We start from the raw sequence: 18,144 nt of genomic DNA on the forward strand, positions 1-18,144 counted from the left end.
GCGGCCACAATAGCTGCTCCTGCAGCGCGATCATGGCGACGAGCGTGCCGATACTGATCGGCGCGCCGGCCTGCATCAGCAGTCCGCCGACCAGCAGCGTCAGCGCCGGAAGCACGGAGAGCGCGAGGTTGATGAGCGCCCATTGCCATTCGCCCGCCGTATGCGCGCGAGCTTCGAGCTTCGCCACCTCTCCGGAAAGGCGCGAGAAGCGATGCGACAAATGCTCGCCGCGATTCATCGTTCTGGCGAGGATCACGCCGGAGATCGAAAGCGTCTCCTGTATCGCCGACGACATGTCGGCAATGCGCTCCTGCTGCTCGAAAAGCAGCTTTTCGCGCATTTTCGCGACGCGATTGCTGATCGCCACCGTTCCGGGAACGATCAGAAATACGAAGAGAGCCAATCGCCATTCGAGCAGCACGATCGCCGCGGCGGTCATGATCACCGTGGCCGACGCCCGCGCCAGCTCGTTCGCGCTGGTGGTCACGAGCGATTGCAGCCCGGATATGTCGCTGGAGATGCGCGACTGAATTTCCCCTGCGCGCGTCGCTGTGAAGAAGCCGAGGGACAAGGATTGAAGGTGCGAATAGACCCTCACCCTCAGATCATGCATGATCGCTTGCCCGATCCCGACCGACAATATCACCTGCGCTGTGCTGAGGCAGGTCGACAGGACAGCGACGAACAGCAGGCCGACCACCAGCGCGACGAGCTGATGCAGATCGGAACTGGGCAGAGCCTCGTCGATGATTGCGCGCAGGAGAAAAGGCGATGACATGCCCGTGCATGCGCCGAGGAGCATCAGGAAGGCGACAATTGCGATCTTGGCGCGGTAAGGCCTGAACAGCTCGAGAACGCGGCGCAGAGACACATGCGTTGCGGCGACTTTCTCGTAATCGCTATCGGCTCTGTCTATCGCAGGCGCGGCAGTCATTCGATTGTCCATGGTCGTTCGATCAGTTTCGTGGCGGCGCCCTCATTCGGCTGGCGCGTCGCCGCCGATGCGATCGCGCGTTCGGGCGAGCGGCAGAATAATCTCGAAGATCGCGCCGCCGGCCGCGGAGGTTCTGTATTGCGCGCGGCCGTGATGCGCCTCGGCTATGGCGCGCACCACGGAGAGGCCGAGGCCCGCGCCGCCGTGGCGGCGCGAGCGCGAGGCTTCCGCCCGGCTGAATGTATCGAAGGCATGGGGCGCGAAGTCGGGAGCGAGGCCCGGCCCCTGGTCCTCGACGGCAATCATGAGCTCATTCTGTTCGATCCGGGTCGAAACGCGCAAGAGCCCTGGCGTCGCATAGCGTTTTGCATTCTCGAGAAGGGCGAGCAGCGCCTGCCGCAATCGAACCCCGTCGCAAGCCAGAATGACGCGGCGAGCGTCGATCTCGATCGTGAAGCCGGCCTCGACGAGAGCGGGCCGCATCGCCTCGACGGCCTGCCGAATCTCCCGCTCGAGATCGGTCGGCTCGAAGCGCATCTCCAGCCGGCGGCTTTCCGACAGAGTGACGATGCGCAGATCGTCGACGAGGCGCGACAAGCCTTCCACTTGCGACAGGAGATTTTGGAACAATTCGTCGCTCGGCGCGAACACGCCGTCTGCGAGACCGTGCAGCCGGCCCCGCAATATCGTCAATGGCGTGCGGAGCTCATGCGCGATGGCCGCGTTCCAGGAGGCCATCGCCGCGACGCTGTCCTCGAGGCGTTGCGCCATCGCATTGAAGTCGTCCACGAGTCGAGCCGTTTCGCCGAGCGATCTGTCGTCGGGCGAGGCCCGCGCCGTAAGATCGCCAGCGGCGATCCTGCGCGCGCCTTCGGCCAGCGAGTTGAGAGGCACGAGAATCCGCTTCGTCAAGCGAAGCGCAGCGAAGATCGCGATGACGAGAGCGACGAGCAGCAGGACCGCGTTCAGCACGAAGTCCGGCGCCTCGGGAAGCAGCGGCGGCGGGCCGGGCGGCGGCGGGTAGTAGGTCAGATAGATGCCGTAGAAGGTGAAGGAGCCGACGAAAACGATCATCACGGCGACGGCGACGACCGCGCTCATCGACAGCGTGATCTGTCGGCTCAAACGATGGAGGCTCATGGCGTCGTCAGCCGATAGCCGACGCCGCGCACGACATTCATCAGGCCGGTCGCGCCGCCTTCGTCGAGCTTGCGGCGCAGATTGCTCATGTGACTGTCGACGGTCCGCTCGAGCGCGTCGCCGCCGGGCAGGCAGGCGTCGACCAGCTCGCCGCGGCTGAACGCGCGCGAGGGCGATTTCGCCATATGGGCGAGGAGGCGGAATTCCGTCAGCGTCAAGGGCAGCGTCGCAGTGGCGTCGCCGTCTCGCACCCTGGCGAGAAAGCTTTGAAGATCGATCTCGAGCTTGCCGATGCGCAAGACGGGGATGTCGGCGCGGGCATTGGTTCGCCGCAGAACCGCTTTCACGCGTGCGACGATTTCCGCCGGATTGAACGGCTTCACCACATAATCGTCGGCGCCGAGACGCAATCCCTGAAGGCGCTCTATGTCCTCGTCGAGCGCGGTGATCATGATGACCGGCGTGTCGCCGCGCCGCCGCAGCTCGGCCAGAGTCTCCCAGCCGTCGACATTCGGCATGTTCACATCCAGCAAGACGATGTCCGGCTTCAGAATCGCATGTTGATCGAGCGCGATCCGGCCATCCGCAGCGCTCACGGTTCGCAGCCCTTCCCGCGCCAGATAGGCATCCAGAATCGCAGTGATTTCCGGTTCGTCGTCGGCGATGAGAACGAGCTCGTTCATCGTCGAACGCTCGCGGGCGTGCTGAATGGGCTCATCGGTCCTCGCAGGTGGGACGGCGCCTTCGCGCGCTCTGACCACCCCGACATATGGCCGAAATTCCGGCCGCTGCAAACGGCCCCCGACGCCTCGAGAGCGCGAACATCCGCGGTCTCCATCAAATCTCCATCAAATCTGCACGATTCTCGAACGGCGACGGCGTAGGTCACGATCGAACCCGAAACCTCGGCAATATTCTCGAAAGCGCGCCATGAATTTTCGCCCGACGATCGCCGCCTTCACCGCCGCCGCCGCGCTCGCCGGATGCGACTTCATGTCGAGCGACCGAAGCAAGGCGTCATCTGTGCGGCCAGAGGTGGGCGTGGTCACCTTGCATCCACGAAATGTCGCCATCGCTTCCGAGCTGCCCGGCCGCATCGTCGCTTCGCTGGTGGCGGAAGTCCGGCCGCAGGTCGCGGGGATCATTCAGAAGCGCCTGTTCCAGGAAGGCGGCGAGGTCGCCGAGGGCGCGCCGCTCTATCAGATCGATCCCGCCCCCTATCGAGCCGCGCACGACAGCGCCGTCGCCGCGTTGCAAAAGGCCGAGGCCGCCGTGCCCAGCGCTCGAGCCAAGGTCGAGCGCTATCAGGGGCTGATCAAAAAGAACGCCGTCAGCACGCAGGATCTCGAGGAGGCCGTCGCCGCTCTGGCCCAGGCGCGCGCCGAGGTGGCGACGGCTCAGGCGAATGTCGCCAGCGCGAAGATCAATCTCGACTATACGACGATCAAGGCGCCGATCGGCGGCCGCACCGACAAATCCTCGCTGACGCAAGGCGCGCTGGTGACGGCCGGTCAGGCCGACACGCTCACCACCATCCGCACGCTCGATCCGATCTATGTCGACCTCACCCGATCGAGCGCCGCCTTGCTCGAGCTGAGACGGGCCATCGACGAGGGCCACATCCGATCGTCGGAGCGCAAAGTCGATGTGAAGCTGAAGCTCGAAAATGGCTGGGTCTATCCCATGACCGGACGGCTCGAATTCACCGAGGCCAAAGTCAGCCAGACGACCGGAACGGCGACACTGCGGGTGGTCTTCCCCAATCCGTCGCGACTGCTTCTGCCGGGAATGTACGCCCGGGCGACCGTCGAGGAAGGCGCCGCGTATGGTGCGTTCCTCGTCCCTCAGCGCGCAGTCGCCCGCAATGTCAGGGGGCAGGCGACGGCGCTGGTGCTCGGCAAGGACGACAAGATCGAGGAGCGCGTGCTCTCCATCGGCAGGACGGTCGGCAATAATTGGTTGGTCACGGCGGGGCTCGGCGACGGCGACCGCGTGGTCGTCGAAGGCCTGCAGCTCGTACGCGCCGGGCAGCAGGCGACAGGCGTGGAGGTCGTGATCGACGACGCCACCGGCGAGCTGCGCGAGCGTGAGCCGACGACGACGAAAATCCAGGCGAAAGGCTGACGCGCGTGATCTCCACATTTTTTATCGTCCGTCCGATCTTCGCCTGCGTGATCGCGATCGTCGTCATGCTCGGCGGCCTGCTGGCGCTCATCGGCCTGCCAGTCTCGCAATATCCGGAGATCGCGCCGCCGACGATCCAGATCACCGCCACCTATCCCGGCGCCGATGCGCAGACGGTCGAGAATTCGGTCACCAAGATCATCGAGCAGGGCATGACCGGCCTCGACCATCTCGACTACATGACCTCGACGTCGACATCGACCGGCCAGGCCGACATCACCCTCACCTTCACCAACGCCGCCAATCCGGATGTGGCGCAAATGCAGGTGCAGAACAAGCTGCAGCTCGTCACAGCGCTGCTGCCGACCACGGTCCAGTCCAATGGCCTCACCGTCACCAAATCGTCGAGCGCCTTTCTGATGGTCGTCGGCTTCGTCTCGACCGACGGCAAGATGACCGGCACGGATCTGTCGGATTACGTCAAGAGCGCGCTCAATGACACGCTGAAACGGGTCGAAGGCGTCGGCAACACGCAGCTCTTCGGCGCCGGTTATGCGATGCGCATTTGGCTCGATCCGGACAGGCTCGCCGGATATGCGCTGAACCCGAGCGATGTCGCGAGCGCGATTCAGGCGCAGAACGCGCAAGTGTCGGCAGGACAGCTCGGCGGTCTGCCGGCGCGCAGAGGGCAGTAGCTCAACGCCACCGTCACCGCGCAGAGCCGCCTGCAGACGCCGGAGCAGTTCCGCGACGTTATCGTGAAAAGCGCTGCCGATGGATCGCTGGTTCGCATCGGCGATGTCGCGACCGTCGAGCTCGGCGCCGAGGATTATGTCAGCGCCTCCACCTACAATGGCGCGTCGGCGACCGGCCTCGCCATTAATCTGGCGACGGGCGCGAATGCGGTCCGCACGGCCGCGGCGATCAAGGCGGCGATCGATCGGCTCGCGCCGACTTTCCCCGAAGGCGTGAAGGTCGTCTATCCCTACGACACGACGCCTTTCGTCAAAATCTCGATCGAGCAGGTGACGCACACGCTGATCGAGGCGATCGCACTCGTCTTTCTCGTCATGCTGGCCTTTTTGCACAATATTCGCGCCACGCTCATTCCGACGCTCGCCGTGCCGGTGGTGCTGCTCGGAACTTTCGGCGTTCTGGCGGTCGCGGGATATTCGATCAACACGCTCACCATGTTCGCTATGGTGCTGGCGATCGGACTCCTGGTCGACGACGCCATCGTCGTGGTCGAGAATGTCGAGCGCATCATGCATGAGGAAGGCCTGTCGCCGCGCGAGGCGACGGTCAAATCCATGAGCGAGATCACCGGCGCGCTCGTCGGCATTACGACGGTCTTGTCCGCGGTCTTCGTGCCGATGGCGTTCTTCGGCGGCTCGGTCGGCGTCATCTATCGCCAGTTCTCTGTCACAATCGTTTCGGCCATGACGCTGTCGGTCGGCGTCGCGCTGATCCTGACGCCGGCGCTCTGCGCGGCGCTTCTGCGTCCGCCGAAGCCGGGCGCGGAGAAGGCCGGCTTGTTCCGCTGGTTCGATCGCAACATGGAACGCGGCGCCGACGCCTATCGAGACGGCGCGGCCGCTGTTCTGCGGCGCCCGAGAGGTGGATTTGCCGCTCTCGCCGTGATGACGATCGCGGTCGCCGCGCTGTTCACGCGCTTGCCGAGCTCGTTTCTGCCGCAGGAGGATCAGGGCTATCTGATGGTCAGCGTGCAGCTGCCTGTCGGCGCGACCAGCGACCGCACGGAACGTGCGCTCGATCGCGTGACTCGCTATTTCCTCGATCAGGAGAGCAAGGCCGTCGATGGCGTCATGACAGTGAGGGGCTTCGCCTTCAGCGGCCTCGGCCAGAATGTCGGCATGGCGTTCGTCGGCTTGCGCGACTTTTCGGAACGCAAGGCGTCCGACCTGTCGGCGACCGCGGTGACGGAGCGCGCGACGGCCGCGCTCACCGGCATTCGCGACGCGCAGGTCTTCGTGCTGGCGCCCCCGGCGATCGAGGGATTGGGCACGAGCAGCGGCTTCGATTTCTATCTCGAAGATATGACCGGCGCCGGCCACGAAAAGCTCTTGGCCGCGCGAGACCATTTGCTCGCAGACGCCGCGCGAAGCAGGCTCTTGAACGGCGTGCGGCCGAACGGCCAGGACGACACGCCGCAATTTGCGATCGATGTCTATCAGGAAAAAGCGAGCGCTCTCGGGATCGATCTCGCGACCGTCAACGCCACTTTGTCGACGGCCTGGGGCGGCGCCTATGTGAACGACTTCATCGATCGTGGCCGCGTCAAGAAGGTCTATTTGCAATCGGCGGCCGATTTTCGAATGCAGCCCGACGATCTCGACCGCTGGCATGTCCGGGCTGCTTCGGGCGAGATGGCGCCTTTCTCGTCCTTCGCGTCCGGCCGCTGGACGTTCGGCTCGCCCCGCCTCGAACGTTACAACGGATCGCCCGCCGTTCAGATCCAGGGCGAGGCCGGAAGCGGCGCCAGCTCCGGCGACGCGATGACGGAGATCGATCGTCTCGTCGCCGGCTTGCCGCCCGGATTTTCCCATGAGTGGACCAGCCTGTCGCGGCAGGAGCGGCTCTCGGGCAATCAGGCCGCTGCACTCTATGCGATCTCCGTCCTCGTCGTTTTCCTATGCCTTGCCGCGCTCTATGAGAGCTTGACGGTCCCTCTCGCCGTCATGCTGTGCGCGCCGATCGGCGTGCTCGGCGCGCTCGGCGCGGCGCTGATGTTCGGACAGGCCAATGACGTCTATTTCAAGGTCGGCCTGCTGACGACGATCGGGCTCGTCGCCAAGAACGCAATCTTGATCGTCGAATTCGCGCTCGACCACCAAAGGGCGGGAATGGATGTGATCGAGGCGACGCTGCTCGCGGCGCGCCAGCGGCTGCGCCCGATCGTCATGACCTCCTTCGCCTTCATCCTCGGAGTCGCGCCGCTCGCTTTCGCTAGCGGCGCCGGATCGGCCGCGCAAAACGCGATCGGCGTCGGCGTCATGGGCGGCATGATCGCGGCGACGGCCCTCGCCATCTTCTTCGTTCCCCTGCTGTTCGTCGCCACCCTGTCGTTGTCACGCCCCGCCAAACAAGAGCTGACGTTATCGAGCCAGCCATACGATTGGCGTTGATCGTGTTTCAAAGATTGTTTCGGGAGCAATTATCATGGAAAGGCGAATAACTCTCACTGACATAGACCGCCCTGGAGAGGCGCTCGAAGTCGATATCATCGCTGCCGACGAGACGTCGCAGGGCTCCGAATCCGGGTTAACGGGGTGAGGCTCCCAAGGCTATGGCGAGATAATCCTCGCGCCAGCTGGCGATTTTTCTGCGCTTGATGCTGGTGCGTGTGGGCTTTGTGGCCTTTCGTTGCGGTTTCATGGGCTTGTTCTCGGGCTCTGGCGCCGTGCGGATCATATTGACGGCGAAATGCCTGACGACGGCCATGTTCCGCGCGCCGTGGCTCTTGCGCAGGCGCGATTGGTCCTCGGCGAAGACGACGTCGAGAACCCAATGCAGCTGGTTTTCGATGCCCCAGTGGCCGCGCACGGCCTCTGCCGCCCGCTTCGCCGCGAGCCGGGCCGAGGAGATGTAATAGCGCGTCTCGAAGCGGCCGCGGTCGGCAAGCTCGGCCAGCGATTTGACGCGGATGATCGTCGCGGCGTTCGGCAGGCGCAGCGCGCCTGGAAAGCGTCGCTCGCCCCGTTCAGCCAGTCGACCTCGGCGATGACGCCGATGGCGTCGAAATGATCGCAATCGGCCATGGAGGCGCAGACGACGAGCAGCAGCGCCTCGCGCAATGGATGCGCGACGCGCCAGGGCTCGCGCGGGTCGTCGATGATCGAGAAATAGTTCCGCGGCGGCGACCGCGGGCGTCGTTCCGGCGCGGGAGCTGCATGACTCGGCAGGTGGTGAGCCATGTCACATTCGACGTAGCGAGCATTACTCGGGCAAACCATGTCGTGTCGCGGAAATCGGGCCGCGATGATCGCGCCGCTGCGTCTCACATGTGTACGGCTTGGAGATTCACGAGCCGTTCATCTGCGGAGCGCGATGCTGGCTCATATCGTCGCCGGGTCGAGCAAGTCCGCACGATGGAGTAGCGAGAATCGCGTGACCGTAACGCTGGGGAGAATGTTCATGGACAAGAAGACCGTCGGGCTGGTCGGCGTAATTTCGGCGTTGCCGCTCGCTGCGGCGCCCGCTGCCGACGCGAGAACACTCGAGCAAGTGATGTCACCCCGTTCCTATGCGGAGCTTCTGCAACCGATCCCGAATGCTGCGGCGCTCCTGCAGGAGGCCGAGGCGCGGAAGGCGACACAATCCGAGCCGCGCATCCAGATGGCGCAATATTATGGCAATCCTTACTACGACGGTCACGGCTACACCTACTATCCGTACCGACGGTGGCGCCATCATCATCATCACCACCACCACCACCACCATCATCATGGCTGGGGTTGGGGCGGCTGGGGCTACTACGGCCCGCCGCGCTATCACCACCACCATCATCACCACCACTGGAATGATGGGCGCTGGTAAGAACACAAGCCGCACCGTCATTCACGACGCGGCTTTTTCTGCTTCTCCTCGGCCGAACGCGCCGCGCCATGCATATGGCGATAGGTGCCGTCGAAAACCGTGTCGCTCGTCGATAGCCATTGCGAGTCGACGCCGAGCGTCTCTCGGCTCGCATGGATGCGTCGCGATTGCAATTCACGTTCGGCCGCCTCGTCGAAGCTCATCGGCTCGAGCTCTATATCGCTTTCCGCCGGAATCATGGTGAACTGAGCCATCGGCGCGCCAGTTCGGAAGATATGCGTTTGTCCTTCCATCGGCGATTTGAAGACGAGAAAATAGATCATCGGCCACCATTCCCGGATGATGGCCGGCACTGCGATCGGCGCGGCGCCGGCGCTGTCGGTATAAAAGCTCGGATGAGTCTCGACCTTGATCGCATAGCCGGGCTCGGGCTTGAGATCGAGCAGGAGCTGGTAGGTGTAGAAGCTGCCCCCAAAATCGCGAAAGGGCGGCCAGCTGCGGCCGGGACTCGGCGGAGCGCCGAAGTCGCCATCGAGCATCAGCCGGCCGTCCTTCTTCGAGACGCGCAGCTCGTTCTCGTAGGGGTAGAAAATTTCGACGCCATATTTGGCGTATTCAGAAAATGGCACGCAGTGCCAAGCGTGCTCATGCGAGCCATCCGTGCGCTTCTCCGGCTGCCCCGCCCAGCCGGGGATTTCCATGCGCGTGCGGCGGGGCGCGAGATCGTCGCCGCTCATCCGGAACTTGATTTTTTTCATGAGTATTTCCGTTCGTTCGGAGGCCGCTCCGGCAGCGCGCTCTGCTCGAATTGCCGCGGCGTTCTAGACGGCGGCGTCGGAAGTCTAATGATTCCGGCGGAACGCGAGCGGATCCGAGCAGTCGTCGATACGCAGTCACCTGGGCGTCATTACGGCGGCGAAATCATGGATCATGAGCGTCGCGACCATGCCCGGTCGCAACAACAGATCGGGATTGAACGCCTTTATGACGACCTGATACGTCGAAGCGTGGTCGGTATCCGGGGTCGAACGTGAAACTCGCTCGATGATTCCCGAGAATGCGCGCCCCGGCAGAGACACGACGCTGAAAGTGACCCGACTGCCGATCTTCGGTTGCCGTAGCTCGCTCGAATGTATCGTGACGACGATCTCGACGACGCTGAGATCGGTCGCGATCGTGAACAGTTGCGCAGGCTTATCTCGCGCTTCGATCGTGACGCCCGCTTTCGCCTCGCGCGCGATCACCGTCCCGTCGACTGTCACAGCCACGGCAGTCTGCGCCAAACGCTCTTCCGCTTCGCTCAACCGAGCTCGGCGCAGAGCGCGCGAGGCTTCTTCCTGATCCGCTCGCGCTCGCGCGCGGGAAAGAGCGACCTCGGATCGGGCGAGCGTCTTTTTCGACAAGGCTCCATGATCCGCCTCGGCTCGTTGGCGCTCGAGCCGCTTTTCTATCCGGGCGAGGGCGGCTCTGGTTGTTTCGCGGCGGGCGTCGGCGAGAGCGAGATCGGCTTTTGCTTGCTCGACGGCGGCGCGGTAAGGCTGCGGATCGATCTCGGCGCAAACCTGGCCTGCCGTCACCTTTGTCCCGACGTCACAATAAACTGCTCGAATGGTCCCCGATAGGCGTGTGGAGATCGGCGTGGCGTTCGTCGCCTCGATGACGCCTGTGGCCGTCACCCCATCTCGCGGCGCATTGCGCTCCCATCGGAAGTAGAGCCATCCGCCTCCCAGGAGGATTGCGAGAGCCGCCAGCGTCGCGAAAGCAGTTCGTCCAACGGCCCTTGCGCGAGACGCCGAACCTATGGCGCGATCAAAAGCGGCAGCCGCTTCGGATTTGCGCGTCTGCGGCTTTCGTAGTGATCCGCTTCCGCCGAGTTCCGACGCGGCCTGCTCATAGACGTCCTCCTCCTGCGCATTATGGACTCGAACGAGAGTCTCGATCGCTTCGATGATCCGCTGCGCGTCGCGGATCAGATATTTGTCGGGCTCGTGCGAGCGCAGTCCCTCGGCGAGGCGCGCCAGCAGCCTCGCCTGATGGCGGATCTCTCGATGCGCCCGGCTCATGGCGCCGAGCCCTTGCCCGCTCGGAAGATAATGCGAGATGCGTGGATAAATGTCGCTCTCGTCGTCGCGCTCGTGCACCAATATGACGTCGGCGACCAGACGATCGGCTTCGTCTATATATTCGGATGCGCGTCGCGGTGAGGCCGCGTCCAACGCATCGGCGATCTGCCGCAGGCGATCGAGGCTCTGCTCGATCTTCTCGTGATCTTCGCGCAACGCCCGCGTCGCCGTCTCCGGCAGAGGACGCCGAAGGAAGGTCGAGCCGCCGCCGAGCGCGCGCAGAGCGTTGAGGATGACGGCGATGTCGATCGCCTCTTGTATCAGCGCGCCGCCCACCGGGCCGATCCAGCCGAAGGCCGCCGCTCCCATCGTCGCGAAGGACAGAGTCATTCCGGCGATGATGCTCTGCAGCGCGATGAGGCGGGTTCGGCGCGCGATCGCCACCGCCTCCGAGACGCGGTCCAGCCGATCGACGAGAATGACGACATCCGCAGCCTCGGATGACGCGCTCGCGCCGCGCGCGCCCATGGCGACGCCGACATCCGCTGCGGCGAGGGCAGGGGCGTCATTGATTCCGTCGCCGATCATCAGCGTCGGATGCAGGCGTCGCTCGATCGCGACGGCGTCGACCTTGTCGGACGGGATTCGGTCGGCGAGGACCGCGTCGAGATCGAGCGCCGCGCCGATCGTTTCGGCGGCGTCGGCGCGATCGCCTGTGACCATGACGATTCGACCGACGCCCGCATCGCGCAGCGCTTGAATCGCGCGCGGCGTTTCGCGCCGGAGCTCGTCGGCGAGAAGGAGGACGGCGATGAGGCGCCCGTTCGACGAGACGAAGACGGTGAGCGCGGAGCGCCAGGAGGCGCGGCGGGCGGCGCGGGCGGCCCAATCCTCGAGCTCTTCGTCGCCTTGAACGAATTGCAGCGCGCCGACACGGATGTCGCGCCCGTCGACCTTTCCCTCGATCCCGGTTCCGAACGTCTCGCGGACTTCGGTGGGAATGTGCAGTGAGAGGCCTCTCTCCGACGCCGCGGCGACGATGGCGGCGGCGACGACATGATGGGACGCCTGCTCGAGCGATGCGGCGAGCCGCAAGGCTTCGTTTGCGTCATGGTCCGGCCCCGTTTCTATCGCGACGAGGCGCGCGCCGCCGACCGTGAGCGTGCCGGTCTTGTCGAACATCACCGTATGCGTTCGCGCGAGCGCCTCCAGCGGTCCGCCGCCTTTGATCAGGACGCCGCGTCGCGCGGCCCGCGAGGCGCCTGCGACGAAAGCCGCCGGCGCCGCGAGAATCAAAGGACAGGGCGTGGCGGCCACCAGCACCGCCAAGCCGCGAATAGGATCCTGCGAAAGCGCCCAGGCGGCTCCCGCCGCCAGCAGGGCCACGGGCAAGAACAGCAGCGCATAGCGATCCGCCATTCTGATGAATGGAGCTTTCGCTGTCTGCGCGGCGGTCGCGAGCTCGACGATCCCGGCATAGGCGCTGTCGCCCGGCGCGGCGGTCGCCTCCATCTCGAATGTCTCGCCGGCGTTGACCGTCCCGCTCGAGGCCGCTTCTCCATTGCGTCTCACGACCGGAAGCGGCTCGCCTGTCACCGCCGACTCGTCGAGCAGCGCATTCGCTCCGACGATCCGGCCATCCGTCGGCACCACCTCGCCGGCTCGGACCAGAAGGCGATCCCCGACTGCGACATTCTCGATCGGGACGTCCTCGATCCTGTCGTCGATCCGGCGATGAGCGATGCGCGGCGCGCGATCGATCAGCGCTTTCAGGTCGCGTTCGGCGCGACCGACAGCCAGATCTTCGATGACGCTGCCGCCGGCGTACATCACAGCGACGATCACCGCCGCCAGAGCTTCGCCGAGCGCCAGCGCCGCCGACATGGAGAGAAGCGCGATCACGTCGACGCCGGCTCGCCCGGCGAGCAAATCACGGGCGATCGAGACAGCGAGGCTCGCGGCGACCGGAACCGTTCCCGCCGCCCAAATCCATCTGGCCAGATCCGGGCGACCGAAAAAGGCGGCGCAAAGCCCCGCCGCGAGAGCGGCGGAGGCGAGCAGGATCAGCATCCGGCGCCAGATTCGTCCTTTTGCCGTCGGACTCATCCTCGTTCCGCTCTCGACGCTATCGACGCGCGAGAAGAGGCGACGAGGTTCGGTCTTCGGTCAATGATCGTGTCGGTGATGCGTGTCGGGCATATGAGGATGCGCGTGCAGCAGCGGCTCGTGCGCGTGCCAATGTATGTGCGGCTGGCCGTTCTCATGATCGGAGTGGTCTCCGTGCCGGTGATGTTCGTCATGAACATGCGAATGCGAATGTTCGACGGCTTCGTGCGAATGCTCGTGCTCGTGGCTTTCGGTAAGATGCAGCCATACGCCCGCGCCCATCAGCGCCGCTCCGGCGGCGAGTTCCATCGTCAAGGGCTCGCCGAGCGCCACGACGGAGACCGCGGCGCCGAGAAAGGGAGCCGTAGAGAAATAGGCGCCCGTGCGCGCCGCGCCGAGATGGCGGAGGGCCAGCACGAACAGCCCCAGGCTGAGGCCATAGCCGAGGAAGCCGACGACGCTCGCCGCGCCGATCAGCGGGATGGAGGGTAGAGAAGCGCCGGCGAATAGTCCGATCCCGAGATTGACCGCGCCGGCGACCATTCCCTTGATCTCGACGATTTGCAGCGGATCGGAGAGCGAGACACGACGTGTGAGGTTGTTGTCGACGGCCCAGGCGAGGCAGGCCGCAGCGATCGCGACAGGCCCGAGCGCGCCGGAGAGGCTAGGCGCTCCCGACCAGGCGAGGCAGAGCGATCCAGCGACGATGAGGGCCATGCCGAGGGCGATGCGCCGATCGAAAGGCTCGCGAAACACGAACCATGCTATGGCCGCGGTGAAGACGCCCTCGAGCGTGAGCAGCAATGAGGCCGTCGCGGCTTCCGCATGCGCGAGGCCGAACATCAGCAGCAATGGGCCGGCGACGCCGCCCGCCAGCGTCGCCGCTCCCATCCACGGCCAATCCGATCCAGTAAGCGTCGCCTCTTCTGCGCGGATGGCGAAGCCGAGTCGATAGGGGAGACGGCGCAGCAGGGCGACTCCGACGCCGGCGCCGCAATAGAGCAGGCCGGCGAGGATGCGCTGATCTATGTCCGCGAGGAGCAGCTTGGCGGCTGGCGTCGAGATCCCGAACAGAGCCGCCGAGAGCAGCGCATAGGATATGGCTTTCGATTTCATGTTCGGCGCAGACATTCAGTGTGTGACAGCGAGCGTGACGATGCGCGCCAGGACGAGCCCTCCGGCGAGCAGAAGATAGCAGCGTAGCACGCTCATCCATATGCGACTCGACATCGAGAGCTTCGCCGGCGGCAGCGCATGCAGCGGCGGCATGCGCCAGCTATCGCGGGCGTGACGGCCGATCGCGCCATGCGCTTTCGATCGCCGTCCCGTGCGGAGACTGCCCGTCCCGAGAGCGATCGCCGCCGCCAGAGCCGAGCCGCCGACGAGGATAGAGGAAATGACGGTCTCGCTCGTCTGTTCCGGGAACAAGACGGAAGCGGTCAATATGATCGACAGCATCACGAGAACCGCGACGATCGCGCCGGTGAAGAGATTCATGCCCCAGCCATTGACCCAGGGGCCGAGGACCGCCTCGTCATTGCAGAGAAGCAGCAGAAACACGGTCGCGCTCGGCAGCAGGACGCCGGCGAGCGTCTGCACGGCGTTGGTCAGCAGGCCGAGCGGCGCGCCGGGGGTCAGCACGAGCCCCGCCGAAACGACGATGAGCGCGAAATAAACGCCGTAGAAGCCCTTGGCGTCGGACGGCTTGCGATGCAGCGAATGCTTCAGCGACAACACATCGCCGAGCGCATAGGCCGTGGACAGCGACACAGCCGCGGCGCCGATGACGCTCGCGTCGATCAGCGCCAGAGCGAATAATATGCCCGGCAGGCGCCCGGCGTATCGCCCCAAGCCTTCCGCCACGCCGCCGGCGTCGGTGAAGCTTCCAGCTTCCGGACGTCCGGCGAAGGCCGCCGCCGTGAAGGCCATCATCGCCGCCGCGCCGATGACGACGAGCGCTATGCCGAGCCAGAGGTCGACGCGCTCATAACGAATGAAGCGCGGCGTGATGCGCTTGTCGATGACATAGCTCTGCTGGAAGAAGAGCTGCCAGGGCGCGATGGTGGTGCCGACGATCGCTATGACCAGCAGCATCACTTCGCTGAGCTTGCCGTCCTTCGGAAGCTGCACAAGGAACATGTCGCGGGCGACCTCCGCCATCGGCGGGTGAATCATCACGAAGATCGGAATGAGAACGAGGCTGCCTGCGCAGAGCATCAGAGCGAAGCGCTCGAAGCGCCGGAAGTCGCCCGTGCCGACCGCCGCCATGATGATGACGGCCGACAGCGCCACGCCGAGCTCCCGCGAGACGCCGAGATAGGAGAACGCGAGGGATATGCCGATGAATTCGGTGACGATGGTCAGCGCATTGAGCAGGAAGAGATCGATGACGCTGAAGGCGCCCCAGAATTTTCCGAAGCGCTCGACGATGAGCCTTGCGTGTCCGACGCCGGTGACGGCGCCGAGGCGCAACACCATCTCCTGATTGACGTAGAGAACCGGAACGAGCAGCAGCAGCGTCCACAGCAGGCTCGTGCCATAGTTCTGGCCCGCCTGAGTGTAAGTTCCGAAGGCGCCCGCGTCATTGTCGCCCACCATGACGATGAGGCCGGGACCGAGAATGGCGAAAAGCGTCTGGAGGCGGCGTTTGAAGCCGATGCGCGGGCCGTGATCGGCGTGATGGATCGTGCCCAGTGCGCCGCGAATATAGCCGATATGGGCCTCGTCGAGAACGGCGCTCTTTGTGGCTTCGGTCGGGTTGAAATGCCGCGTCATGGCTCGCCTTTTCTCCGGCGGAGGGCGAGCCTTCCCGAAAGCTCACGCCCTCTGGACCGCTCGCGCTCTCGCGCCCGGGCAAATTCGGATCGGAATGGATTTCGAAGCGCCCGCCGGGTCGAGCTCGCGCTCGCCGGCGGGCCTGGTTGGGCCGGGGTTCAATCGCTCTCTCCAGTCAAGCGGCGAGCCGTGAAGGGGGTGGCTCGCCATTGTCCTGCGCGAGGCGAGTATCGGCCTCCGCCTCGTCGGTCCATACGCACAGAAGCCGCCCCGAGGCGGCGTCGAGCCTCCAGACGCAATGAGGCGCGCGGCGCGCCTGGCGGCGAAACGCGACGATCCGCGCCTCGGCGCGGAAAGAATCCGCGCTCCGAGCGAACGGACGCGCGCATGCGATTGCGGTGAGCTTGTTCATCGCTCATCTCCTTTTTGGCCGTTGTGATCCACGGCCCGGAGCATGAGCGGCAGGCGGGAGCCTCTAGGCCCTCGCGACGCCTCTCACGCGGTCTCCGAGACCGCGGATGGTTTCGATGTCGAGTGGCGTCGCGAGCGCAGACGAGGCTGCGGGCGCGGCGCCGAAGCGGCTACTGCCCATGTTTCTTTCTTGGGTTGTCGGAGTCGACGGTAGGGGCGAAGCCCGGCCATCCGAGGGCGATATCGGTCCCGAAGCTGTGGTTGTCAAGCACAAATCGCAGGATAGGCGATAGCGATTACCAATCGATGAAGCGGGAAGCCCGAAGGAGTGCGCGCCGATGCCGCTCTCTGGAAACGCTCCTGTTCACTCGCCGGATAAGGTCACGTCGACAAGCGGAGATCGATCCGCTAAGCCGATACGGCCGAGCGTTTCCAAACGGCGAAATTACTTCGAGCGGATTGGCGGGGTCGAGCGACACGATCATACATAAATGCGAAGCTGCTCGATCTCATTTTCACGAGCCCTGTGGTCGCATGGTTCTCCCTCGGCATTTATGGCTCGTCCCAGATGATGGGCGCGTCCGAGGGACTGATCGTGAACTTCTCGCTCGCGGCCAATATCGTGCTTCTTGGTCTCATAATATGCGGGATCTTTCTGCGGCCTCCGTCTCTGCGGACCGCGAAAGGCGTTCTGCCGAAATTGGCCGGCGCGGCGGGCTTTCTCTTGCCGAGCTTCATAGTCGCCGTCCCGCCGGTCGATTTGTCACCTTCGACGAAGGTTGCTTCGGTCGGCTTGGTTCTCCTCGGAACGCTCGTTTCGATCGCGGCGACCATTTGGCTCGGCCGCAGCTTCAGCATTCTTCCGCAAGCTCGCGCTCTGGTGACGGAAGGACCGTATAGATTCGTGCGTCATCCGCTCTACACGGGAAAACTATTGGCTCTGATCGGCATCATGTTTCGATATCAGCAGCCGTGGGCGCTGTGCTTGACGCTGCTATCGATCGCCATGCAATTGCCGCGCATGAATTTTGAAGAACGCGTGCTCGAAGAAGCATTCCCATCATACCAGGAGTATGCGGGTCGCACCGCGAGGCTGATCCCCGGCGTTTACTAACCTTTCGCTCACGATCGAGAGCGGGAGACAAGCGTTGCCGCCATTGCCGAGAAGAGAGATCGACGCGGTAAGGTCCGGGGACGATGTCGGCGGCCGAACCAGGAGAGATCATCGTCTCTCGTTACCCGAATGCGCGAGCCAGCCCGAAGGCCGCCGAGGCTGCAAGTCCTCCCACTGCGAGTGTCTGAATTGCAGCGCGCACTCGATCGACGCCGGTGAAATGCCCTTTTGCCGCGCCGAACGCCAGCAACGCCACGCCAGTGGCGAGAACGGACCTCAAAAGCGCGGTGTCGACGCTGTCGGTGGTCATGTAGGGAATGAGTGGCGTGAGGCCGCCGACAACATAGGCGAAGCCGATGGTCAGCGCGCTCGCCAGCGCACGTCGCGGATCCGGCTTCTCCAGCCCGAGCTCGAAGCGCATCATGAAATCGATCCACCGTTCCTTGTCGGCCGATATGGCGGCGACAAGCGATTTCAGCGGATCGCCGGTGAGGCCGTAACCTTCGAGAAGCTGCTCGATCTCGTGAATTTCATGGTCGCGCATGAGGTCGATCTCTCGACCTTCCCGCGCCGCCTCGGACGCGTAGTGTTGAGCATCGGTCCGCGCGGCGAGAAAGCCTCCGAGACCCATTGCGATGGCCCCTGCGGCGATTTCGGCGAGGCCGGCGGTCACGATCACGTCGGTGCTCGCGACTGCGGCCGACAGGCCTGCGGCGAGAGCGAAAGGCACCGTCAAGCCGTCGGACATGCCGATCACGACGTCGCGAACCATTTCTGTGGCGGTGAAGTGCTTTTCAACATGGGGCGTTATAGGCATCGTTCGAGTTCCCGAGACAGCGCCAGCGTGGAGTAAGGAGCGATTGTGACAGCAGATCAACGGCGACCGCAGAGGATGTCGCGTCGAGAGAGCGAGGGCGCGA

General features: G+C 64.5%; 12 protein-coding genes and 4 pseudogenes. 4 read left to right on the forward strand and 12 right to left on the reverse strand.

The window, feature by feature from the left end:
• Positions 1–10: 10 nt before the first annotated feature.
• The 3 genes and pseudogenes from K369_RS28200 to K369_RS07555 form a co-directional block, all read right to left on the reverse strand.
• A pseudogene (locus K369_RS28200) lies at positions 11–946 on the reverse strand (ABC transporter ATP-binding protein); the annotation flags it as partial.
• A gap of 30 nt (positions 947–976) precedes the next feature.
• A complete protein-coding gene (locus K369_RS07550; protein ID WP_036289655.1) occupies positions 977–2,074 on the reverse strand; it encodes an ATP-binding protein in 1,098 nt (365 codons plus the stop codon).
• Complete coding sequence (locus K369_RS07555) at positions 2,071–2,757, reverse strand: response regulator (protein WP_036289657.1); 687 nt, start codon at positions 2,755–2,757, stop codon at positions 2,071–2,073. Before K369_RS07555 ends, K369_RS07550 begins: the two co-directional genes overlap by 4 nt.
• Positions 2,758–3,004: 247 nt before the next feature.
• Here K369_RS07555 and K369_RS07560 point away from each other — a divergent pair, with 247 nt between their 5' ends.
• Positions 3,005–4,198, forward strand: a complete 1,194-nt coding sequence (locus K369_RS07560) for an efflux RND transporter periplasmic adaptor subunit (RefSeq protein ID WP_036289658.1) — start codon at positions 3,005–3,007, stop codon at positions 4,196–4,198.
• An 8-nt stretch (positions 4,199–4,206) separates the two neighbouring features.
• Positions 4,207–7,344 (forward strand): annotated as a pseudogene (locus K369_RS07565) (efflux RND transporter permease subunit).
• Between the two features lie 136 nt (positions 7,345–7,480).
• Here the strand turns inward: K369_RS07565 and K369_RS07570 are convergent.
• Complete coding sequence (locus K369_RS07570; protein ID WP_051949136.1) at positions 7,481–7,969, reverse strand: ISAs1 family transposase; 489 nt, start codon at positions 7,967–7,969, stop codon at positions 7,481–7,483.
• 23 nt (positions 7,970–7,992) lie between these two features.
• Positions 7,993–8,172 (reverse strand): annotated as a pseudogene (locus tag K369_RS28205) (hypothetical protein); the annotation flags it as partial.
• A 274-nt stretch (positions 8,173–8,446) separates the two neighbouring features.
• On the opposite strand from K369_RS28205, the gene K369_RS25445 reads away from it, so the two are divergent.
• Positions 8,447–8,755, forward strand: coding sequence for a hypothetical protein (locus K369_RS25445; RefSeq protein WP_371033303.1), 309 nt, complete (start codon positions 8,447–8,449; stop codon positions 8,753–8,755).
• Positions 8,756–8,772: 17 nt separating this feature from the next.
• Here the strand turns inward: K369_RS25445 and K369_RS07580 are convergent, their stop codons facing one another.
• From K369_RS07580 to K369_RS27105, 6 genes and pseudogenes are all read right to left on the reverse strand, one after another.
• Positions 8,773–9,513, reverse strand: a complete 741-nt coding sequence (locus tag K369_RS07580) for a hypothetical protein (RefSeq protein ID WP_036289660.1) — start codon at positions 9,511–9,513, stop codon at positions 8,773–8,775.
• 135 nt (positions 9,514–9,648) lie between these two features.
• Entirely contained in the window at positions 9,649–10,431 is a 783-nt protein-coding gene (locus tag K369_RS27615; protein ID WP_245278150.1) for an efflux RND transporter periplasmic adaptor subunit, read from the reverse strand.
• A gap of 201 nt (positions 10,432–10,632) precedes the next feature.
• A pseudogene (locus K369_RS07585) lies at positions 10,633–12,924 on the reverse strand (heavy metal translocating P-type ATPase); the annotation flags it as partial.
• A gap of 60 nt (positions 12,925–12,984) precedes the next feature.
• Positions 12,985–14,040 carry a DMT family transporter gene (locus tag K369_RS07590; RefSeq protein ID WP_036290320.1) on the reverse strand — a complete coding sequence of 352 codons (1,056 nt, stop codon included), beginning with the start codon at positions 14,038–14,040 and terminating at the stop codon, positions 12,985–12,987.
• Positions 14,041–14,055: 15 nt separating this feature from the next.
• On the reverse strand, positions 14,056–15,699 hold the full coding sequence (locus K369_RS07595; protein ID WP_036289661.1) for an NRAMP family divalent metal transporter: 1,644 nt from the start codon (positions 15,697–15,699) through the stop codon (positions 14,056–14,058).
• 175 nt (positions 15,700–15,874) lie between these two features.
• Positions 15,875–16,111, reverse strand: coding sequence for a hypothetical protein (locus K369_RS27105; RefSeq protein WP_036289663.1), 237 nt, complete (start codon positions 16,109–16,111; stop codon positions 15,875–15,877).
• Between the two features lie 594 nt (positions 16,112–16,705).
• On the opposite strand from K369_RS27105, the gene K369_RS07605 reads away from it, so the two are divergent.
• Positions 16,706–17,224 (forward strand): isoprenylcysteine carboxylmethyltransferase family protein, encoded by a 519-nt coding sequence (locus K369_RS07605; protein ID WP_198033069.1) that lies wholly within the window; start codon positions 16,706–16,708, stop codon positions 17,222–17,224.
• A gap of 121 nt (positions 17,225–17,345) precedes the next feature.
• Here K369_RS07605 and K369_RS07610 read toward each other — a convergent pair whose 3' ends face one another.
• Complete coding sequence (locus K369_RS07610; RefSeq protein ID WP_036289667.1) at positions 17,346–18,041, reverse strand: VIT1/CCC1 transporter family protein; 696 nt, start codon at positions 18,039–18,041, stop codon at positions 17,346–17,348.
• Between the last annotated feature and the right edge of the window lie 103 nt (positions 18,042–18,144).

This window comes from Methylosinus sp. PW1 (genome assembly GCF_000745215.1).
In the GTDB taxonomy this organism is placed as follows: Bacteria; Pseudomonadota; Alphaproteobacteria; order Rhizobiales; family Beijerinckiaceae; genus Methylosinus.